Genomic DNA, 22,958 nt, shown 5'->3' with positions numbered 1-22,958 from the left:
TCCTATCATTAAGGTATAGAGCAAACTGAGTAATTTTTTGCTCTGTCAGCAGGGATCTGTCATCGATGAGTGCCTGACATGGCAGCTATCGCAAATTTGCTCCAGAATGCTTAATAACCGCTGTTTGTTCAATGGCAGCGGGTTGCCTTTTATCGCATTGGACAGTAAGGCATCTTCAGCGACTTCATCAAACATGATATCGCACAGTCCATACTCCGAAACAGGCGGGAGGTTAAGCCGCTTCAAGGTCCGCTTGGTCCATAAAATACCGTCGACAATTTCGGCATTCATCCTCCCCGTCAGGATGCATGCGAGCTGACGATAGCGATTGAGTACATCAGCCCTGCCCGCCTCCCTGGCTGCCAGTACATTTTCTTGCATAACATAAGGAGACAACTGGGCGGTGATCAGGCCATGAGGGGCTTTCAGGCGGCCGCCGAGTGAAGAAGCCAGCCCATGTGCTGCGCCCAGCTTGGCATTAGCCAATGCCATTCCTCCCAGCATGGCAGCGAATGACATGTCAGAGCGTGCGCGGGGATCATCATCTTCGCTGGCAGCCAGGATAGCGCCCGATAGACGCCGCAGCCCTTCCTCGCATACCATATCGGTCAGCGGGTTCGGTTCACCACATACATAGGCTTCCATTAAGTGGCTAAAGGCATCCATACCACAGCAGCCTGACATAACCGGATCCATACCATAAGTTAAGGTTGGATCAACAATAGCCAGATCAGCCAGCATATCCGGGCTACGTAGGCTCACTTTGACATTTTCCTGTGCCGAACGGAGTACCGCGTTTTTACTCACCTCCGAACCTGTCCCTGCCGTTGTCGGCACTGCGATAAATGGCAGTGGCTTTGCCTGTAGCGGTACGTTTCGTCCCACCACCTCAACATAATCATAGACACTGCCTTGGTTGGGGATCATCGCAGCCAGTGCCTTGCCGGCATCCAAGACACTGCCCCCGCCAATGGCCAGCACCATATCCGGGCGAAACTTTCTGCCCATTGCGGCCATTTCTTCAATCATCGCTATCAGCGGTTCGCCATGAACAGCGACTTGTTGATAACGCATATTCTGCTGCTTAAGGTAACTGATCACAGGCTCCGCCCGCTGGCTGTCTTTCCCTGTCACCAACAGCACGCTGTAACCAAATTGATTGAGCGATGACAGTGAATTATTCAGGGCTCCCTCGCCGAATATGATCCGGGTGGATGTCATAAACTGGAACATAGGCACTCCATTACACAATTGAATAATTTTATTATCATCGAGTGTGACCGCTAGACGGATCCTGATTTTGATTCTGAGCAAGATTTTACCGAGATCGCCCTCCCCTGGAGCGAGAATCAACCCTCCATCACACTTCGTTTGTGCAACCCACGACAGCAATACGACTTCGCCGAGTGGCATTTTTCCTGCTTTGACAAAGCAGCCTCGCAACCAATCGAATTTATCTATCACAGCAAGAGATAAAACCCACTTTCTCATCCCCGCCAGTCACGATATAGTTAGCGCATCAGAATAAAGGAGAGAGATTATGTTCGTTGTTATTTTCGGTCGCCCAGGTTGCCCATTCTGTGTTCGTGCCAAAGAGCTGGCAGACACGCTAAAAGAAGATCGTGAAGGCTTCAACTACCGCTACGTTGACATCCATGCCGAAGGCATCAGCAAGGCTGATCTAGAAAAAACAGTCGGTAAGCCTGTAGAAACCGTGCCTCAGATTTTCATCGACCAAGAGCACATTGGCGGCTGTACAGAATTCGAAGCATACGCAAAAGAAAACCTAGGCTTGTTTCAATAAAACCTAGTTTTAACAAACACTTAAAAAAGGCTGACTCATCAGCCTTTTTTATTGCCATCAATTTGGTTTGGCACTAAAAAACATTGTGTTTTTTTATAGCAATAATCCATTTTTCGGTATAACCGCCGCCTAAAATCAGCTAGAATTCCACCACTCTTGTTGCTGTCTTTCTTCTCCGGAAAATGTTGTTGTGAACATCGATGTCGCCGCCCTCCTCCATCAGAATGATATTCTGTTGCTTTTTGTTGTACTCGCCGTTGGTCTTAGTGTTGGTAAACTCAGGATCGCCAACCTTCAAATTGGTAACTCTATCGGTGTTCTTCTCACTGCGTTGTTATTTGGCAATGCCGGTTTTACCTTTAATGCCGAATCTTTAAATATCGGCTTTATGCTGTTCATTTTCTGTGTCGGTATTGAAGCTGGCCCGAACTTCTTCGGAATTTTCTTCCGCGACGGCAAGCACTATCTGCTATTGGCCCTGGTCGTCCTGCTCTCGGCGATTGCCATCACCATGACCATGGCCAACTACCTGAACCTTGAGCTGGGCTTAGCCACTGGCCTGATGGCGGGCTCTCTGACGGCGACCCCGGTACTGGTTGGTGCGAAAGATGCGCTAAATAGTGGCCTGGCTGGCATTTCCGACGCCTCGGTCGTCCAGTATATGGTTGATAGCCTGAGTGTCGGTTACGCGATGTCTTATCTGGTCGGCCTGGTCAGCCTAATTGTGCTGGCAAAACTGATGCCGAAGCTCCAGAAACAAAACCTGGCTGAATCTTCACAGCAAATTGCCCGTGAGCGTGGGATCGGTGAGGTCGGACAGCGCAAAGTCTACCTGCCAATTATCCGAGCCTACCGGGTTGGCCCCGAGCTAATCAACTGGATTGACGGCCGTAACTTGCGTGAACTGGGGATCTATCGCCAGACTGGCTGTTATATCGAGCGAGTCCGCCGTAACGGTATTTTGGCCAATCCCGATGGTGATGCCATTTTACAAGAAGGTGATGAAATCGCGCTAGTTGGCTACCCAGACAGCCACGCCCGCCTGGATCCGAGCTTTCGAAACGGTAAAGAGGTGTTCGACCGCGACCTACTCGACCTGCGCATTGTCGAAGAAGAAATCGTGGTTAAAAATGACAGCATAGCAGGCAAACGGCTATCCGATCTTAACCTGTCTGAATATGGCTGCTTCCTTAACCGAGTCGTTCGTGCCCAGATTGAAATGCCGATGGACCATAATATCCTGCTCAACAAAGGGGATATCCTACAGGTCAGCGGTGAAAAGAGCCGTGTGCTTGGCCTTGCAGAACGCATCGGTTTCATCTCGGTCCACAGCCAGATAGCCGATCTGCTCGCCTTCTGCTGCTTCTTCATCATTGGCTTGCTGGTCGGTACGATCACCATGACGTTTGGCCAGATCGCATTCGGTTTAGGTAGTGCTGCCGGCCTGCTGGTTGCTGGGATCACACTCGGCTTTTTGCGGGCCAACCACCCAACTTTTGGCTACGTGCCGCAAGGTGCGCTGAATATGACCAAAGATCTCGGCCTGATGGTGTTTATGGTAGGCATTGGCCTAAGCGCCGGCTCCAACCTGTTCGAGTCACTGGCCCAGGTCGGCCTGGCAGTATTTGCAACCAGCCTGATGGTCAGTGTGATCCCTGTCGTGTTGGCCTACCTGTTTGGTGCCTATATCCTGAAGATGAACCGTGCCCTGTTGTTCGGTGCCATCATTGGAGCCCGCACCTGTGCACCGGCAATGGACATGATCAACGAGCACGCCCGTAGTACGATCCCGGCACTGGGGTATGCGGGTACCTATGCGATTGCCAACGTACTGCTCACTATTGCCGGTACCCTGATCATCATCCTCAACTAAATTCCTGGCGCTGACTCATCAATCCGGCTAATTATGATTAATGAGTCAGCGTCTATTCAGTCCTCTTATCTATAGTGATACCAATACAAGCATTTTTAAGCGAATAGTGCCGCTTGAGCACACATTTAGGTGGCCCGATATTCGCTAGTCTCTTTTCTATTCAGTATATTGAATACATACTTTTATTTTTGGTAATCAAAATTATGCGTATCCTTATCGTCGAAGATGACCCGATCCTCAGCCACCACCTAAAATCCCAACTCAGCGAGCTAGGACACCAGATCCAATGTGCAGGTACCGCGGAAGAAGGCCTGTTTTTTGCCCAAAATTATCCCAATGACGTGGCGATTGTCGATATTGGCCTGCCGGATCGTGATGGCATCAGCCTGATTAAAGATATCCGCCAGAAAGGACTACGTTTACCCGTGCTGATCCTCACGGCGCGATCCAACTGGCAGGACAAAGTGACCGGGCTTGAAGCCGGCGCTGACGACTATCTTGTCAAGCCGTTCCAGAAGGAAGAAATGGTCGCCCGCCTGAGTGCGTTGGTACGCCGCAGTGCCGGTTTTGTGAAACCCGAGATGACAGCGGGCGATATCCGCGTCGACCTACTTGCCAAGCAAGTTTTCATCGGCGAAACCCTGCTCGAACTCACGGCATTCGAATACGATCTGCTTGAATACTTAATGCGCCATAGCCGTCAGGTCGTATCGAAACAGCGCCTGCTTGATGTATTGTATGAAGATCAGGAAGGGGATCCGAATACCATTGAGGTTATGATCAGTCGCCTGCGGAAGAAATTCACCACCAATGGCCAGGAAAACCCAATCTCGACCATCCGGGGCCAGGGTTATATTTTTGAGTTGCAAGCTCAATGAGCCAGATCCTGCAACCTAGATTACGCCGCCGGGTACTGGTTACCTCGGTGGCGATTATTGTTCTTATCACCTCGGCACTGGCTGGCGTTATCAACCAGCTTTATAGCCAAAGCTATATGGCGGCCTATTCTTCTGAGCTGGTTGCCCAGATGCCAATGGTGGTGGCGCAGCTCAACCGCGCAGGCCTGATCAAAGATGTCGACAAGTGGATTGATTCTGTCGACCCCTCAGATACCGACTACATGTCAGTCGTATGTGATATGAAAGATCATACGATATGGTTATCCGATGAGGCCAAAGAAGCCAACATTGGCAATATTTGCAGCGAGCTGCCAGATGATATCCCGGTCCCAACGCTGATCGAAACCAATAGCGGCGACAGCTATATTGCCTACAACATGAGCCGTGACCGTGAAGGTGGCAACATCTACCAGCTGGTTGTCCTGCGTTCTGGTGATTCTTACCAGTCTTCGCTTACTAAGCTTCACAAGCGAACGACATTCTATCTCGGCCTGTTCGTACTCATTGCGATTGCCTTTCTGATTGCAGCCTTTCACTGGAGCTTCCAGCCTTTGCGCAAACTGGCAGCGCAGCTGGATCAGATGACGGAAGCCAAGCGTGACAAGCTTGATGATGACTACCCAATGGAGCTTCAGGATGTCACGCTGGCACTCAACCGTCTTATTCAGATCAGTAATGACCAAAAAGGTCGCTACCGCCATGCTATGGACGATCTTGCCCACAGCCTAAAAACACGTTTGGCCGCTACCAATGCCCTGCTGGATGACAAGGAGATCGCCCGCCCGGATCTCAACCAACGGGTCATGGAGCAAATCAGCCAAATGGATGAGTTAGTCCAATACCAGCTCAAGCGAGCGATGATGGGCCAGCAAGGCCTGCAGAAAGATCAGACTGAGCTTAAACCCGCCATTGACAGTTTTAGCCGCCTGCTCAGCAAGGTGTACAGCGAGAAAAAAGTCAAGCTTGGTTACCGCTTCAACAACCAGCTCAAGCTGCCAATCAACCGCACTGACTTGATGGAGCTATTGGGTAACCTGTTGGAAAATGCCTACCGCTTCTGCATTAGCGAGGTGCGAGTATGTGTCGAAGAGCGTGCTGATTGCTACCTGATCCGGATAGAAGATGACGGCCCGGGGGTTTGCGAGGAAATGCGCGAAGCTATCTTCCAACGCGGGGTGCGTGCCGATCAGCTCAACCCTGGCCAGGGGATTGGTTTATCCGTCTGCCACGAAATTGTTGAAAGCTATCAGGGCACGATCCATGTCGAGACAGCCAGTATCGAAGGGGCTGCATTTGTCATTCGGATGCCTAAGCACTAAGAACTTGATATAGATATAAAAAAAACCGCCTTTCGGCGGTTTTTTTATATCTGCAATTTGAGTCCGATTAGATGTCTTCTACATCAAACTCAACTAGCGGGTTCACATCCGCATCATAGTCAACAGACTCGATGCCGAAGCCGAACAATTTCAGGAACTCATCTTTGTATTCCTGGTAGTCCGCCACTTCAAATAGGTTTTCGTTAGTCACGCTCGGCCATAGATCACGGCAGTGTTTCTGAATGTCTTCACGTAGCTCCCAGTCATCGAGGCGTAGGCGGTTTTCAGCGTCCACTTCAGGTGCCGTACCGTCCGCTTTGTACAGGCGCTGGGTAAACATACGGTGGATCTGCTCCATGCAGCCTTCATGTACACCTTCTTCGCGCATTTTCTTAAATACCATCGCGATGTACAGTGGCATTACCGGGATCGCCGAGCTTGCCTGGGTCACAACACTTTTCAGTACTGCAACATTTGCCGAGCCGTTAGTTGCTGAGAGTTTTTCGTTCAGCTCTTTTGATGCACGGTCCAGGTCCATTTTCGCCTTGCCCAGAGCACCATGCCAGTAGATCGGCCAAGTGATTTCGGTACCGATGTAGCTATAAGCTACCGTCTTACAACCATCAGCCAGTACACCAGCCTCAGACAGTGCATTGATCCACAGTTCCCAGTCCTGGCCACCCATAACGGTAACGGTATCAGCAACTTCCTGCTTGTTTGCCGGCTCGATGCTCGCTTCGATCAACACGTCTTTATTGGTATCAACAGCTGTTGCTGTGTAAGTTTCACCCATCGGCTTGAGGGTAGAACGCACAACTTCACCTGTTTCAGGCATTTTACGTACTGGAGACGCCAGTGAGTAAACCACCATATCAATCTGACCTAGATCTTCTTTGATCAGATCAATCACTTTTTGTTTTGCTTCATGAGAGAAAGCATCACCGTTCAGGCTTTTCGAGTAAAGACCTTCTGCTTTTGCAAGCTTATCGAACGCTGCTGAGTTGTACCAACCTGCTGTACCTGGTTTTTTCTCTGTACCTGGTTTTTCAAAGAACACACCAATTGTCGCCGCACCGCCGCCGAAAGCCGCTGCGATACGAGAAGACAGGCCATAGCCACTTGAAGAGCCCACGACAAGTACGCGCTTAGGCGCATCTGCAATTGGGCCTTGAGCCTTGGTGTAAGCAATCTGCTCTTTTACGTTCTCTTCACAACCCACTGGGTGAGTTGTTGTACAAATAAATCCACGAATTCTAGGTTTGATGATCATTTTCAACTTCCCTTACATAATTGACTGTAGGATAAAAGGTTAATGACAAATTCGCATTAAATTTATGACTGTAAACGCTAAAAATGGTAGTGGTTGGAGGTGTTGATCACCACTTTTCAGCGTAAATTGCCGTTTTTTGCACCAGTATCCGCCACGGTTCAAAGACGACAAGGGAAGTAAACAGGTTAGCAAAACCCTTACAGATCTCGTCAGAATGGTGGATTAACACCATCGAGCCAAGCGCGGCCATACGAAATAACAGTAAACAGTCATGAATTACGGCTACTTGCCAAATTACAGGCAAAAAAGTGCCACGCATTAGCGTGGCACATGGGAGACACCAGGTTTATTGTTCGTTAGAGAGCTCTCGCTCTTAGGCAGCCTTTCCCGGTTGCAAGCTACCTTTCTTAAACTGAGCCGCAGCAAAGTGATCAACCTGGATCGCCCTCTGCCTTAGCTGGTCAGCATTGTGCATTTTTTCGACATCATGTTCTGTGACGATACCCGCACTCAAAGCAATTTCTAGCTTCTCAGTTAAAGAAACCTTGCGCGGGATCTCACCCGCCTTGACGGCTTTGGCAAGTTTACGCTCAATTCCTTTCACTTCATGCATCGCAACGAAGGCACGTTCCATGATCGCCACAGGATCATCGTCTTTATCGCCGACGTAACACATATGGGTCAAACGTTCACGGTGTGCTCCCGGTGTCATCAGCAGCTCAGCAATTTTCACTGTGATTTCATCTTTAGGAGCCTGATAACGAATACCCAGCGGGAATAGCATAGTACGAAGCAAGCGCCCCACGCCTTTACGCGGGAAGTTGCTCAGCACTTCGTCAAAGGCGACACCACATTGATGCAGGCAATGCTGCAACGCATAGTGGACCATTGGCAAATCGTCCTGTTGGCGACCTTCATCTTCAAACCGCTTCAAGGTTGCTGAACCCAGGTAGAGGTGACTTAATACATCGCCCAGTCGTGCCGATACCAACTCACGTCGTTTTAGCTCTCCCCCCAGGCTGAGCATTGCAAAATCTGCAGCAACGGCTAGGGCACGGCTCATACGTGATAATTGACGGTAGTAAACCGCTGTTTCCCCGCTCACTGGCGCACGGTTAAATCGAGAACCGCTAAAGGCGTTTAGGATTGATTTTGCCACATTACCTGTGGCAAAACCGATGTGCTTCGACAGCAACACATCAAATTCTTTAGCCCCCTGCTCGGTATCTGGGTTGGCCGCCGCCTCCATTTCATTCAGTACGAATGGATGGCATCGCGTCGCTCCCTGGCCAAAAATCATCAAGTTGCGAGTAAGGATATTTGCCCCTTCAACCGTGATGGCCACCGGCATACCGAAATAATGGTGCCCTAAGTAGTTCATTGGACCAAGCTGGATAGCCCGGCCAGCATGAATATCCATCGCATCGTTGAGTATGGTTCGTGCCATTTCTGTCATGTGGTACTTGGCGATGGCTGTAACAATACCCGGCTTTTCTTTCATATCTAGCGAGGTAGTCGTTAATGTCCGAGAAGCTTCGAGCATATAGGTATAGCCACCGATACGCCCCATTGCCTGCGCGACACCTTCAAAGTTACCAATAGAAATCCCGAACTGTTTGCGGACATAGGAGTACGCCCCGGTTGTTTTTGCCGTCAAGTGGCCCACTGCCGTTCCCAACGCAGGCAGTGAAATACCACGGCCTGCCGACAGACATTCCACCAGCATACGCCAGCCGCGCCCAACATAATCCTGGCCACCAATCACCCAGTCCATCGGGATGAACACATCCTGGCCTCGGGTTGGGCCATTCATAAATGCCAGGTTCAACGGATCATGGCGTTCGCCGATCTCAACCCCCGGATAATCTGCCGGGATCAATGCGCAGGTGATACCAATATCTTTACTGTCACCGATCAGGCCATCAGGATCCTGAAGCTTGAAGGCAAGCCCAAGTACAGTCGCCACCGGTGCCAGGGTAATATAGCGCTTGTTCCAGCTGACTCGGATGCCAAGCACTTCCTCTCCCTGGTACTCGCCATAGCAAACGACGCCAAGATCTGGGATCCCACCGGCATCTGACCCCGCTTCCGGTCCGGTCAAGGCAAAACACGGAATATCGTCACCGTGGGCAAGCCGAGGCAACCAGTAGTCTTTTTGTTCCTCGGTACCATAGTGTGACAACAGCTCTCCCGGGCCAAGGGAGTTAGGCACCATGACACACACAGCGGCACTCAGGCTTCGGGTCGCGATGCGAGTCACAATGGTCGAGTTGGCATGGGCGGAGAAATTTAGCCCGCCGTATTCTTTACCAATGATTAATGAGAAGAACTTTTCTTTACGCAAATATTCCCAGACTTCAGGCGGCAAGTCCTTTTCTTCCTGAACGATCTGATAGTCATCCAGCATCGCAAGCAGGGTTTCCAGCTTGGTATCAATAAAAGCCTGCTCTTCATCACTAAGTGACGGCTTCGGGTAGCTCAGCAGAGTATTCCAGTTTGGCGAACCGCTGAACAGCTCCCCATCCCACCAAACACTTCCGGCTTCCATTGCCTCGCGCTCGGTGTCTGATAATGGTGGTAGTACTTTCTTAAACATCTTAAATGCGGGATCACTGAGGTAGCGTTTTCGCATGTTAGTTAACGTGCTCATGTTTCAGGTCCTTTTGTCTCATTTGTCGTTATTGGTTTTATGTCACTTATCGTGTTCCTGTCGGCTCTCCACTCACCAGTGAGAGCGGTTGTTCGATTGGTGCAGCAACGCCGGCCGCTAAGTAAGGAACCAAGCGTTCGATCAAGTCTTCTGTTGTTACTGTGCGGGAGAAATCATTTTCAGCAATTTCACACAGGGCCGTCGTCGAGGCCATAGTGAAAACCGATGCCCCTAAGGTAAAATGCAGCCGCCAGAATAAGGTTTCAGGATCTAAAGATGGGTTGGCTCGGCAAACAGCAGTCGTAAATAACTTAAATACCTCGTCATAACGGGTAAGAATGAACCAGCGTAGGTGCCCTTGGACATCCGTATAGCCTCTGCCGATCAAAGACATAAATAACGTTGCGCCTTTCGGGCGATATTCGTTCAGGCCAATTAGCGGCGCTTTGACACAACGGAAGACATCTTCCATTGAAAAATCATCGCGTGTAAGCAACACTTCTAGTTCAGCTTTCAGGGCTGGCATGAACTCTTCCAGGTAGCGGCTCAGTACAGCTCTTACCAGCGTTTTCTTATCACCGTAGTGATAGTTCACCGACGCCAGATTCACTCCGGCTTTACTGGTTATGGTTCGTAATGACGTTTCCTTGAATCCATGCTCAGCAAACAACAACTCAGCAGCATCAAGGATCCGGCCTTTAGTTTCTCCCTTTCCCGCCATTTTCATTCACCTGTATTAAACACATGTTTAAACTTTACATCTCATTAATATTTTTAACAAGCTGCAAATAAATTCAAATCATGCATTTTGCTCCGGCTGGAGCAGGAAATGAGTCAAGATGTGATACTGATCGCCTATCTATTTTGAAGAGGTGATTATGGCTTTCTCTGCAGACATTTTGAAAACACCATTAAATCAACGAGTAAAAACCGTCAAAATAATGACAGGCAAACCACACAAAAATAATAAGAAAAAATGATATTTATTGGGAACAAAAAAACAGATTGCAGGTCATATATTATGCCACTGCTTTTTCTTAGAAGACATTCTTCAGAGCCCATCACCTAATGGAGATGGGCTTTCTTTATTGTGCCAAAGAAACCAGTGAACAATCCCCCCCCCCACCAATGATGAGTGGAAATTGCAATAGAATCATCATTTTTTGCTTTTTATCAAGATATTACAAACGCTTTAATACATTCGCCAGTAACTGAATTCGAGGTTTGATTGAGTCAATCAGCAAATATTCCTTGTCACTGTGGAAACCTGCCCCCATCGGGCCAAAACCATCTAATGTCGGTATGCCCACCGCCGCGGTAAAATTACCGTCCGAACCACCCCCGGCATCTTCCCAGCCATAAATAATATCAAGCTTGTCAGCCTCGTTGCTCACAAGGCGAATTAATGCCTCTGTATCGGCAGTTGGCTGCATTGACGGTTTGAAGGTCAGCCGATTCACGGTCACTTTTGAGCCAGGTTCAAATGGTTCTTCGGTCATTTCACGGAGACGAACATCAATCGCTTCTGCTTCATCCGTGTTCCAAAAGCGAAGATCTACCGTTGCTTTGGCATAATCAGGTACCACATTCACGGCCATGCCACCTTCGATAACCCCGACATTCATCGTCGTGCCCGTTTCCAAGTTAACCATCGCTTTGATAGCCAAAGCCCAGTGGCTCAACTCGTAGATAGCGGAAACGCCTTCTGCCAGCGCCGATCCCGCGTGTGAAGCAATGCCATGAAACTCAATTTCATACTTAGCATTGCCCTTACGCGAGCGGATAAGGTTACCGGTTGGCCGTGAAGCTTCACACACCAGCACCTGTCGGCTCTTGCGAGCGATAGTTTCCAGCCAGCCACGAGAATAGACAGATCCAATCTCTTCATCACAATTAAGAGCGACGACAATCGCTAACCGATCTAACTCGTCAGTAGTCAATGCCTGTAATGCATACCATGCGCCTAAGATGCCCGACTTCATATCGGTTACACCTGGGCCATAAATTTTCTGAGCATCACATGTCATCGGACGCTCTGCCACCGTCCCCTCGGGAAATACGGTATCCATATGGCCACTAAGCATCACATCATAACAATCGGCACCGGGCTTGTTGGTGATTTCCAAACAAGGGCCGGCTTTTTCATCCAGCTGATGACGTACAACAGTAAAGCCAATTTGCTCAAACATTGGCGTCAGTACATCTGCAACCTGAGCAATACCGGCAGGGGTATAGCTACCACAGTCGACATTGACCAGTTTTTCGAGTTGATTTAGGTAGGTTTGCAGATCAAAATTTAGAGCCATTTGCTCTCCTTTTTCGTTTCAGAGCTAAGGTACTGATTTAAGTCACTAGGTACAGAAGGGTTACAATGTGCCAGATCGTGGCTCAACAGATCCTGACTTAAATCATAACCACGTTAAACGAAAGCGGTACATCCAACATCCACTTAGCTATAAAAATAAAACTTCAAATCAACAACTTAAGAAAATAATCATATTATTTGAGAATTGAGTGGAACCAACGTTCAAAACATCAGTCATAAATAGTGACATTAAGATTAAAGACACATTAATTTGTTAGCTGGCCGCCAAACAAGCCTTCTTACTCTTTAATCTCTAAATGCCACTGCTGCTAAACTCCTAATTGTGTAAATAGAGCCTTTGCCTGCTGAATTTCAGCAGGCTTTTTTTTATTCCAACATTTGGATTTCTAGGCTACCAAAGACATACCAGGCTAAACCCATGGCCTATCTGTTAGCCCTTGAGTTATAGCGTTTTTCAAAAAAAAAATTATTTATGCACTTTTTTGGAACCTTTCTATTTTACTGCAGTCATAACTAATGACATTAACATTAATGGAGAGCACTCTTAGAGATAACTCTTCATTAATCTGCAATGCCACTGCTGCTAAACTCCTAATTGTGTTAAGGATTTAACCCGCTGAAATTTCAGCGGGATTTTTTTGCCTCGTATTCAGTAATTAGGCAACCATTCCTGCATAGATACTTCCCCCGTGTTGTAATGACTTTGGTGTTCAACCACTACTATTAATGAGGTTGGCATTAAGGGGAGGGATTGCGAGGCTATTACCGTCCTAGCCTGCGAAGCCACTATTGTTAACTAACTAAATGTAAAGATTATTTACTCGTCTTATGTTTCATCGATTAATTTGCGTTGACCTCGATTTGCAGATGAAGCAGACCTAAATAAATAAAATTGCCTTTTTCTATGTTTTTTTTGAACCTTCGCAATTCGGTGTAGTCATATTAAGTAAGATTGATGTTATTGGCTCAGCATATGTTAAGTAACAGTTGAGCATGTAACTATTAATTGCCACTGCTGCTTTAACTCCTATTCATATCATGGATTGTTGCGCTGAGATTTTCTCAGCGCTTTTTTTTTGCCCAAGAATTGCTATATCCAAGTGACCTCAAGTTGCAGGATTCAGTGTGAGATCACTTGGGTATACGTTCACACAATATGGGGTAGCTCAGGGGGCAGCACCATCAGATCAGGATATATCAAAGTTAAACCTAAAATCTCACAGGTCCTTTTGGCATTAATCACTTTACCCTCACCGCTCGAAGGTTCAAGAAACTCCGGTACTGGCAACCCTGCGGCTAAGGCCATTTTTGTATAATAGGTTTGGCGCGATGGGTGTGCTAGTGCTGATAGATGCAATAGCTTTTGAGATGGCCAACATGCAATGATGTGTTCTATCGCCTGGATACAATCATCCAAGTGAACCAAATTCACAGGAGCCGAACCATTGGCTAATGCTTTTCTTCCGGCTAAATACTTCACCGGATGCCGGCCAGGACCAATTAACCCTGCAAGCCGTAATACGACAACGTTCTCTCCCCACTGCTCATGCAACCATTGCTCAAGTTGAAAATGGGCATGACCTGAAGCAGTATCAGGCAAAGGTGCCGTAACCTCGTCTACCTCCCCCGTCACACTGCCATAAACAGACGTTGCACTGATAAAGATAACTCGCTTGCAGCCATATCTTTTGGCCACAGCAGACAAGCTTTTAACTGCGGCAATGAAATTCTTATCAGCCCCGTCGCCACGGCCAGGAGGAATATTTATTACCAAAGTATCTGTCTTAAAAAACTCACTATATTGATGTTCAAGATCAGCCTTGTTTTCCTGCAGCTCAACAGGAAGTACCAGAGTGATAGCATGAATACCGGACCCAGCTATCTCGGCTGCCCGACTTTGATCTCTACTGCTGCCATAAACTTGATAGCCGTTTAGCACTAATTGTTTTGCCAGCGGAAGTCCAAGCCAGCCACAACCACATACACTTATTTTCATATTACTCCCCCTTCAAATGCAACGTATGACATAAAATAACTACAATCATTTATTTCGACCTGTAAATTAATTCCTTTCAAATGAAAGGAAACAACATAAAAAAGCGATTATTTCGTACGTGGTAGGCATTTTTATTAAAAAAATTTTCAAAACTGAAAGGAAAAATTCGATCCCTGTCAAACTATAATAAAAAGTAAAAGGCTTATTCGTGGAATTGCTAGGAGCAGATCCATGAAAAGTAGTATAGTTTCATCAAATTGGCTTCATGTCATCATGAGGACCTCTAATGAAATTCAGTAACGAAGCGCGGTAATCGCTATGAATACCCTAGAGAAAATTCAAAAGAACTTAGATAACTTCAGCAAATCTGAACGTAAGGTTGCTGAAGTGATCATTGCATCACCACAGACAGCGATTCATTCTAGTATTGCAACACTGGCCAAGATGGCAGATGTTAGTGAGCCTACAGTGAACCGCTTTTGCCGTCGCCTTGATACCAAAGGGTTTCCGGATTTTAAACTGCACTTAGCGCAGAGCCTTGCCAATGGAACCCCTTACGTTAATCGTAACGTTGAAGAGGACGATGGCCCTGACGCCTATACGTCAAAGATATTTGAATCAACCATGGCCTGCCTGGATGTTGCCAAAAACAGCTTGGACCCAATGCAGGTAAACCGTGCTGTTGATTTGCTCACTCAAGCGAAGAAAATTTCTTTCTTTGGGTTGGGTGCTTCAGCATCTGTCGCCCATGACGCCCAAAATAAATTCTTCCGCTTTAACATCCCTATCGTTTGCTTTGATGATATTGTCATGCAACGCATGAGCGTAATCAACTGCTCAGATGGTGATGTTGTGGTCATGATTTCACATACAGGCAGAACCAAGAGCCTGGTTGAGATAGCGCGTATGGCCCGAGAAAATGGTGCAACTGTCATCGGTATTACAGCCAAAGACTCACCACTTGATCGTGAGTGTTCTCTATCCATCTGCCTCGATGTACCAGAAGACACTGACATTTATATGCCGATGGCAAGTCGCGTTGTTCAGATGACGGTAATCGATGTATTGGCAACAGGCTTCACCCTACGCCGAGGCGCGGGATTTCGTGAAAACCTTAAACGGGTAAAAGAGTCACTGAAAGACTCCCGATTCTCGAAAGAAGGCATCATGTAGGGCCTGCTGCATTGGCATTCAGTCTCCACCGACAAAAGAGCATGAACTGCAAGTTCATGCTTTTTTATTCAGGCTCTCTTCGAGCTTACCTTACACTCCCCCATTCAATCGACGAAGCACTACACTTATTACAGTTAGGTCGTTGCTCCTAAATGGGTGCCATTACTGGCATCTTGCAATAAATCAGTCAGCCCTGTGTTACTTATTGTTACCTCGTACCAAACACAACCGTCTGGCTGACAATGAAAATTTATTCATCATTTGTTCATCTGGACTTGGTATTTTCTTACATTTTGTTGATTGAGAACAGCTCAGTAAAGCGATAGCTTGTAGTAAAATTTCATTCACATTCAATGAGCCTGATTGCTTAAGGCAATCGTTTTCATTGTCTTCCACAAAATAAAGATGGAGTTTCCAATGTCTGAAAGGCTAAGACGTACAAAAATCGTAACTACCCTGGGCCCTGCAACTGATCGCGATAATAATCTGGAAAAAATTATTGCAGCCGGTGCCAACGTAGTTCGAATGAACTTCTCTCACGGTAGCCCTGAAGATCATATCCAGCGCACCAAAACTGTACGTGAAATTGCTGCGAAGCTTGGTAAGCACGTGGCTATTTTAGGTGACCTGCAAGGCCCTAAAATCCGAGTTTCAACTTTCAAAGACGATAAAATTCAGCTGGCTATCGGTGACAAGTTTACCTTGGACAGCGATTTACCTAAAGGTGAAGGAGACCAAAATGCCGTTGGTCTTGACTACAAAGAACTACCTAAAGATGTCATTCCCGGCGATATCCTGCTGCTCGATGATGGTCGCGTTCAGCTTAGAATAACCGCGGTAGAGGGAAACAAAGTCCACACTGAAGTCACGGTAGGTGGCCCGCTGTCGAACAATAAAGGCATCAATAAAAAAGGAGGCGGGCTATCTGCAGAAGCCCTGACGGATAAAGACAAAGCGGACATTATCACCGCTGCGTCGATGAAAGTTGACTACCTGGCCGTCTCTTTTCCACGTAACGGCGAAGACATGAAGTATGCCCGTCGCCTAGCAACAGACGCAGGCCTTGAAGCAAAACTGGTCGCTAAAGTAGAGCGTGCCGAATCGGTCGCAACCACCGAGGCGATGGATGACATTATCATGGCTTCTGATGCCGTCATGGTTGCCCGTGGTGATCTCGGGGTTGAAATTGGCGACCCAGAACTTGTTGGCGTCCAGAAAAAACTGATCCGCCGCGCACGCAGCCTGAACCGCACGGTGATCACCGCGACCCAGATGATGGAGTCGATGATCACCAGCCCGATGCCAACCCGCGCCGAAGTGATGGACGTGGCAAACGCCGTACTGGACGGGACTGATGCCGTTATGCTGTCAGCCGAAACGGCGGCGGGCCAATACCCGGAAGAAACCGTCAAAGCAATGGCTAGCGTCTGTGTCGGTGCAGAAAAAGAGCCTAGCATTAACGTTTCTAACCACCGCCTGGCTCGCACTTTTGCGTCTGCCGAGGAAACCATCGCCATGTCGACCATGTATGCCGCAAACCACATGGAAGGCGTTAAAGCGATGATCACAATGACAGAATCAGGACGTACGCCACTGATGATGTCCCGTATCTCTTCTGGCCTGCCTGTCTTTGCCCTATCACGCAATGAAAGTACGCTAAACCGTGCCGCACTATACCGCGGTGTAACACCGGTATTTTTCGACCGTGACAGCGATGCCGGCCTGGCGGCAGCAAAACATGCTATCGCAGTACTGAAAGAGCAAAACTATCTAACTAAAGACGATCTGGTGATCATCACTCAGGGTGATGAAATGGATATTATTGGTTCTACCAATAATATGCGTATTCTGACGGTTGAATAAAAGCAGTGAAGCGTGAAGCGTGAAGCGTGAAGCGTGAAGCGTCGCAGAGAGTAAGAGCTAAAAAGCGAGAGTCTACAAGCACTCTCGCTTTTTTCTAGCCTCTCGAAACGAAATACCTACGATGCGAAGTATATCCTCGGTGATTCATCTCGTTACTTAGGTGGAGTCCAGTTAGGGTTGGTCCGTGCTGTCAGAATGTGGTCTTCCCAGTGGCCATTGATCAAGAGATAGTCTTTGGCCTCCCCTTCTTTTTCAAAGCCAGATGCCTTAAGAACCGCGGCACTCTTTTGATTTCTTGGCATATATGCCGCCATTACCCGGTGAAAGTGTTGCTGCTCGAACATCCACTCCACCGTCGCCTCAAGGGTCCGTCGCATTATCCCCAGCCCCTGGCAACCTTCATCCAACGAGTAGCCGACATGGCAGGCAAAAAAAGGATGCCTGACCAAATTACTGTAATTGATCACCCCGCAGATCTCATCTGAGTCAGGCTTTACAATCACAAAGTAATAAGCCAGTTTATGCTTATGTAATTCTGCAAGCTGACTTAAACGTTTCTCCCAGCCAGCTTCTGTGAAGAAGGCCTCTTCCCGTAGTGGTTCCCAAGGCTGCAGAAATGCCCTGTTCCTCTGATAATACGCGGCAATCAGCGGTGCATCCCGAGTAGTGATTAGCCGTACTTTGAGATCATCCACCATGATTGCCGGAGAACGGTTTATTATTGAATGAAACAACAGTACCTCACCTTTTGTTCAAATCTAAGTTTAAAACGTTATCACACGCAACCTTCACACAACATACTTTTCGTGATTTCATAAATGAATGACAGGACTAACGTTTTGCTCAGGAAATACGCGTTCCAGCCTATTTTCTGAGCTATGATTGGATCACTCAGTGCTACCGCCTAGTAGTAATCCTTTAACCTAATAGTGATGATTATGTATTACGACTACCTTGATACGGTATTGGGAAAAATCTATTTACTTGCAGATAGCCAAGGGCTCAGGCAACTTACAGTAGGTAGCGGGGGGTTTTGCCCGGACTCAGGTTGGGAACACAATCCGGTATTCATGCGAAAATACACCTCCCAGCTTCAGGAGTACCTACAAGGACAACGTAAAACGTTCACTCTCACACTGGCCCCTCAGGGCACTCCATTTCAACAGCAAGTCTGGCAAGCAATAACTGAAATTCCGTTTGGATCCTGCTTCTCATATCAACAAATTGCCAATAAGATTCAGCAACCCGCTGCCGTTCAGGCTATCGGAATGGCAAAAAATGTAAATCCTATTCCCATCATCATTCCCTGCCACCGGGTTCTGGGCGACAATAGCCGACAGGCAAGTTGCCGTTACGGACAAGAGATGATCCTGCAGCTATTGGCACTGGAATCGGGCAAATTGACATTGTTCCAGCCCCCAAAGTAAAAAGGAGGCCGAAGCCTCCTTGTTACTTTATTGCGGCTTCACTAAGGCTTACTAATTCCGTATTCACGGAGTTTATTCGCAACGGCAGTATGTGAGACGCCTAAGCGTTTCGCCAGTTTGCGTGTCGACGGATAGCTGCGATAAAGGTTATTCAAAATTCCCGATTCATAGCGCTTCATGATCTCATCTAAAGAACCATCAAGCGTTTCGTCACTGATAATGCTTGCCGATTCATTTTCCGGTAGCTGTACGTCATCAACAGTCACTTCAGGACCTTCGATCTGAGTCATCGCACGGAACAAGACGTTGCGTAACTGCCTGATATTACCTGGCCATGCATACTGGCTGAGATAGTGTGCCAGTTCATCAGAGATAGCTGGCTTCGGTTGCTGCATCTCTTGCGAAAATTGCGCGAGGAACAGTTCAGCAAGCGGAACAATATCACCAGTACGCTCACGCAGCGGCGGCACCACCAGCGCCAGCACATTTAAGCGGTAATACAGGTCTTCTCGGAATTCACCCGCCGCGACCAAATCCGGCAACTTCTTCTGCGTTGAGCAGATCACCCTGACATCGACTTTCATCTCTTTTTCTTCACCGACCCGGCGGAACGTACCGTCCTGTAGGAAGCGAAGCAGTTTAATTTGTAGGTGTGCAGACATCTCGCCAATTTCATACAGAAAGACCGTACCGCTATCTGCCTGTTCGAAAATCCCCTTCTTGCCCGGCTCAGTCGCACTGCCCGCAAAACCAAACAGCTCGGTTTCAGCAGCGTTATCCGGCATAGAGACACAGTTCACGAGCAAAAAAGGCTGTTCACGCCTTAATGAGCGCTGGTGGCAAGCACGGGCCAACATTTCTTTACCCGTCCCGGTTTCACCCTGGATTAACAATGGAGCATCAAGAAGTGATAACTTTTTAGCCTGGGCAAGCAGGTGCTTGAACCGGGAAGACTGTCCTACGAAGTGTTCAAAACCATTGTCTCCGCTGATCTCGCGCATAGCGACTGGCATCTTGGCTTCTGATAATGATTTCAGCAAGATGACTGCGCTGGCCAGCACCGACTTTTCACTTTCATCGGCAACGTAGACCGGCATGATTTCCATCATATAATCCAGCCCGGAAATCACGACCATCTCACTGCGTTTCGCAGCCTCTTCTTTTTCCAGCCAGCGGTGGAAATTAAAGCCAAGAAGAGACTGGATATTCTCCCCTAAGATATCCCCGCGGGATTTGCCCATCAGCAACTCGGCCGCGTCATTAGCCAAGTCAATTTTACCTTGCAGATTAATAGAGAAAAACGGATCCGGCAGTGTCTCTAGCAATGCCTTCAGCTCTTTATGTTCACGCTCGCTCGGCATAAACTGAATTTTACGGACATCAGTCACACCATCAAGCTGGCGGATTTGCGACATAAGCTGGCTGAACTGCTCAAATTCAATCTCCGGGCAGTTGAGATAGATGATCCCTATTCGATCAATTTCAATACCCCGCAAATCAATTTGCTGGCTGGTCAGAATATCCAGCAGCTCGCGGGTCATGCCAACTCGGTCTTCACAAAAGACTTGTAGCCTCATATCACATGCCTTCTCATTTTCTTTTCTTACAAGGTGTCAGGAATTGTTGACACCTGAGAAGTGTGCGCCTTCACGGTATGCGAGTCAAGTTACCGATGGTGCATGATGAGAGATCACACAGTATACCAAGGTGGGTTTGCCGGTTTAATAACCAGAACATTTGGAGCATTCAAGCTATTTTTCAATATGCTTGGGAGGTATCAATCTGAATATAACGCCAGTTATAGCCGACTGGGTACCATCCCCAATCGGCTATTTTTCTCAATGATTAGTTAGGGTCTTTCTGCTGACGAGTTAGGCGTAACACGAGATCTTTACGAATTTCACTTAATTTCGGCTGCTGCTCAGGCTGCCATGGTAATGGACGCATTAAGCTGATGGCTTTCAACCCCAATCGCCCGGTCAATAAGCCAACCCCTACCCCCTGCGCCACGCGTGTCGACATTCGCCCAGCCAGATCCATCGACAGCATATCCATGCCGGTATCAGCAATCATTTCACTTGCTCCGGCAATAGCCATATTAGCCAGTACCAGCTTCACCAGCTTAACTCGTGACCAGTACCCCAGTTCGACACCATATACAACCGAGATCTGATCAATCAGCCTGAAGTTTCGCCACGCGACCAGCAGCATATCGGCAACGGCCAATGGGCTGACTGCGACCATAACTGCCGCCTCGCTGGCATATTTCGCGACTAAGCGACGAGCCAGCTTGTCCTGGTGTGTCAATACCATCTGATCATAGAGTTGCAGCACTTCACGATCATTGTGAGTCGCAGCTAATGACTGTACCCAGCGATCATAACCGATATGGTCTTCCCTGATCGCGCTCTGCTTAGCTAGCTTCATGCAAAACGATTTGCCCTGGCCGATACCGTCGGCATCCAGCAGCATCTGCGCTTGTTCACGCTCTGACTGACGTTGCTTCAGGCGGCGCAGCTTAAAGAGCTCACTACCCAGTGCCGTAATTCCGGTTGCGGCAACCGCGGTGACAATGGCGCTCCAGCCAAGAGCAAGCCAGTCAGCACTTTGATAAGCTGTAACGACATAGTCCAGCGTTTGCCAACCAGTCATTGCTGCCGCTGCCAACAACAGCCCCTTAAACCAGCGACCACTTCGCTTGGGCTTGCTGGCAAGTGTCTGGGCCAGCTGCTCTTCCACATCTGGCTCTGAGGCCGCATCCGGTAAAAAACTATTGTCTTTGGCAAACTGCTGCTGGGCTGTCAGTTCAGGCTCATGCTCCCTAGCTTTCTGCTCGGGCTCTTCAAAGACTATTTTCGTTTTATAAGACTGTGTCATTGCAGTTTATCTCCCAACAGGTATTCCAGCACTTTATCCATTCTAATATGTGGCAAGGGTTCATCACTTTGGATCTCGAGCGGGCGGAAATTGACAAAATCAAAGCCGTGCTGCTGCCAGAATAAGTCGTTTGGCAAGCGACGCGGCACTTCTCCCGGAAATAACATCTGCGCCTGTTCAGCCAGGGTGTGACCACGTAGCGCCGGTACTTGCTGCCCTTGATGGGACACAAATCCAGGCTCGGTCGCCTGAATCGATGACAGGCTGACACAATCCATTTTGATCCCTTCAAACGATGCCGTCTGCCAGGCATCATTAACCATCTGCTGAAGCAGGCTAACAAGGTTAGGGTGCTGCTCGGGAGTCACATGATCAGCTTTGGTGGCAGCAAAAAGAACCTTATCAATACGGGGTGAAAACAGACGTTTCAGCAATGAACTCCGGCCATATTTGAAGCTTTGCATCAACTGATCCAATGCCTGGCGCATGTCATTGAACGACTCAGGCCCGGTATTTAGTGGCTGCAGACAGTCAACCAGAATGATCTGGCGATCAAATTTAGAGAAATGCTCACGGTAAAACGCTTTGACAACATGTTGCTGATAGTACTTATAGCGGCTCTTTAACATGCCGAAATTGCTATGTTCATCCGCCTGTTGCAACTGGGATTCCGGGTACTTATCGGCCCATACAAACGGGAAAAATTGCAGTACTGGCGCACCGGACAACTCGCCAGGAAGCACAAATCGACCTGGTTGCACCCAATGCAATCCACCTTCTGCCTTGCATTTATACAAGTACTCAGTAAATGCTGCCGAAAGCCGTTCAATTTGAACCTCGTCCGCCGGAGCCAGCGGATCGATACTCTCAGCCATCTCAAGCCAGCTCTGAGCCAGTTCCTGGCGCTTGCCCTTTAATAGTTTAGCCTGCTGCTGTGACCAGCCTAGAAAGTCCATTTCAAGCAGTGGTAAATCCAGCAGCCACTCCCCCGGATAATCGACAATATCCAAATACAGGGTTGCCGTATCCTGCAACAGCTTCATCGGTCCCTTTTGCGGCTTGTAACGCAGTGCCAACCGGGTCTGGCTGACATCTCGGGTTGGGTCTGGCCACGCAGGCGGGGAAGACAACAGTGCATTCATGCCTTCATCATAACCAAACTTAGGTACATGCATATCAAGCTGCGGGACCCGCTTGGCTCCGAGCAAATGGCCATCTCGTACCGCAGAAAACAGAGGAAGCCTCGGGTTGGTGCTAACATGAAGCAACTGATTAACAAGCGATGTAATAAAAGCCGTTTTGCCCGCACGTGACAACCCCGTCACCGCAAGACGTACGTGACGGTCCAAGCTGCGGTTCACTAACTTATTTAACTCGTTACCAATTCGATTCATACTTTTTCCTAAATCATTATTCGATATGAAGAATACCGATCCCAATATTAACCACTGATGAATGAAGTTATCTGATTGAATTCATAT

The 22,958-nt window shown here is 48.1% G+C and carries 17 protein-coding genes; 7 read left to right on the top strand and 10 right to left on the bottom strand.

What is annotated here, in order from left to right:
* Positions 1-45 precede the first annotated feature (45 nt).
* A complete protein-coding gene (locus tag AC51G0_RS06105; RefSeq protein ID WP_496301165.1) occupies positions 46-1,233 on the bottom strand; it encodes an iron-containing alcohol dehydrogenase in 1,188 nt (395 codons plus the stop codon).
* A gap of 307 nt (positions 1,234-1,540) precedes the next feature.
* On the opposite strand from AC51G0_RS06105, the gene AC51G0_RS06100 reads away from it, so the two are divergent.
* The 4 genes from AC51G0_RS06100 (at position 1,541) to AC51G0_RS06085 (ending at position 5,895) form a co-directional block, all read left to right on the top strand.
* Entirely contained in the window at positions 1,541-1,804 is a 264-nt protein-coding gene (locus tag AC51G0_RS06100; protein WP_496301164.1) for a GrxA family glutaredoxin, read from the top strand.
* 190 nt (positions 1,805-1,994) lie between these two features.
* Positions 1,995-3,677: an aspartate:alanine antiporter gene (locus tag AC51G0_RS06095; protein ID WP_496301163.1), complete on the top strand. Its 1,683-nt coding sequence runs from the start codon at positions 1,995-1,997 to the stop codon at positions 3,675-3,677.
* Between the two features lie 203 nt (positions 3,678-3,880).
* On the top strand, positions 3,881-4,555 hold the full coding sequence (locus AC51G0_RS06090) for a response regulator (protein WP_496301162.1): 675 nt from the start codon (positions 3,881-3,883) through the stop codon (positions 4,553-4,555).
* On the top strand, positions 4,552-5,895 hold the full coding sequence (locus AC51G0_RS06085) for an ATP-binding protein (protein ID WP_496301161.1): 1,344 nt from the start codon (positions 4,552-4,554) through the stop codon (positions 5,893-5,895). The genes AC51G0_RS06090 and AC51G0_RS06085 overlap by 4 nt, the downstream gene beginning before the upstream one ends.
* Positions 5,896-5,962: 67 nt before the next feature.
* On the opposite strand, the gene fabV is transcribed toward AC51G0_RS06085, so the two are convergent.
* The 5 genes from fabV to AC51G0_RS06060 form a co-directional block, all read right to left on the bottom strand.
* Positions 5,963-7,165 carry an enoyl-ACP reductase FabV gene (gene fabV, locus AC51G0_RS06080; protein WP_496301160.1) on the bottom strand — a complete coding sequence of 401 codons (1,203 nt, stop codon included), beginning with the start codon at positions 7,163-7,165 and terminating at the stop codon, positions 5,963-5,965.
* 373 nt (positions 7,166-7,538) lie between these two features.
* Positions 7,539-9,815: an acyl-CoA dehydrogenase gene (locus AC51G0_RS06075; RefSeq protein WP_496301159.1), complete on the bottom strand. Its 2,277-nt coding sequence runs from the start codon at positions 9,813-9,815 to the stop codon at positions 7,539-7,541.
* 46 nt (positions 9,816-9,861) lie between these two features.
* Complete coding sequence (psrA, locus tag AC51G0_RS06070) at positions 9,862-10,536, bottom strand: TetR family transcriptional repressor PsrA (RefSeq protein ID WP_496301158.1); 675 nt, start codon at positions 10,534-10,536, stop codon at positions 9,862-9,864.
* 460 nt (positions 10,537-10,996) lie between these two features.
* Positions 10,997-12,121 carry a M20 family metallopeptidase gene (locus tag AC51G0_RS06065; RefSeq protein ID WP_496301157.1) on the bottom strand — a complete coding sequence of 375 codons (1,125 nt, stop codon included), beginning with the start codon at positions 12,119-12,121 and terminating at the stop codon, positions 10,997-10,999.
* Between the two features lie 1,167 nt (positions 12,122-13,288).
* Positions 13,289-14,137 (bottom strand): SDR family oxidoreductase, encoded by an 849-nt coding sequence (locus AC51G0_RS06060; RefSeq protein WP_496301156.1) that lies wholly within the window; start codon positions 14,135-14,137, stop codon positions 13,289-13,291.
* Positions 14,138-14,455: 318 nt separating this feature from the next.
* Here AC51G0_RS06060 and AC51G0_RS06055 point away from each other — a divergent pair, with 318 nt between their 5' ends.
* Positions 14,456-15,310, top strand: a complete 855-nt coding sequence (locus AC51G0_RS06055) for a MurR/RpiR family transcriptional regulator (RefSeq protein ID WP_496301155.1) — start codon at positions 14,456-14,458, stop codon at positions 15,308-15,310.
* Positions 15,311-15,727: 417 nt separating this feature from the next.
* Positions 15,728-17,173: a pyruvate kinase gene (pyk, locus tag AC51G0_RS06050; protein WP_496301154.1), complete on the top strand. Its 1,446-nt coding sequence runs from the start codon at positions 15,728-15,730 to the stop codon at positions 17,171-17,173.
* 152 nt (positions 17,174-17,325) lie between these two features.
* On the opposite strand, the gene rimJ is transcribed toward pyk, so the two are convergent.
* Positions 17,326-17,907, bottom strand: a complete 582-nt coding sequence (gene rimJ / locus AC51G0_RS06045; protein WP_496301153.1) for a ribosomal protein S5-alanine N-acetyltransferase — start codon at positions 17,905-17,907, stop codon at positions 17,326-17,328.
* A gap of 204 nt (positions 17,908-18,111) precedes the next feature.
* On the opposite strand from rimJ, the gene AC51G0_RS06040 reads away from it, so the two are divergent.
* Positions 18,112-18,600, top strand: a complete 489-nt coding sequence (locus AC51G0_RS06040; RefSeq protein WP_496301152.1) for a methylated-DNA--[protein]-cysteine S-methyltransferase — start codon at positions 18,112-18,114, stop codon at positions 18,598-18,600.
* Positions 18,601-18,641: 41 nt separating this feature from the next.
* Here AC51G0_RS06040 and tyrR read toward each other — a convergent pair whose 3' ends face one another.
* The 3 genes from tyrR to AC51G0_RS06025 form a co-directional block, all read right to left on the bottom strand.
* Entirely contained in the window at positions 18,642-20,177 is a 1,536-nt protein-coding gene (tyrR, locus tag AC51G0_RS06035) for a transcriptional regulator TyrR (RefSeq protein WP_496301151.1), read from the bottom strand.
* A gap of 268 nt (positions 20,178-20,445) precedes the next feature.
* A complete protein-coding gene (locus AC51G0_RS06030; protein WP_496301150.1) occupies positions 20,446-21,477 on the bottom strand; it encodes a YcjF family protein in 1,032 nt (343 codons plus the stop codon).
* Positions 21,474-22,871 (bottom strand): YcjX family GTP-binding protein, encoded by a 1,398-nt coding sequence (locus tag AC51G0_RS06025; protein WP_496301149.1) that lies wholly within the window; start codon positions 22,869-22,871, stop codon positions 21,474-21,476. Before AC51G0_RS06025 ends, AC51G0_RS06030 begins: the two co-directional genes overlap by 4 nt.
* Between the last annotated feature and the right edge of the window lie 87 nt (positions 22,872-22,958).

It is taken from the genome of Photobacterium sp. HL06, from assembly GCF_059552575.1.
This window is presented reverse-complemented; position numbering and strand designations above follow the sequence as displayed.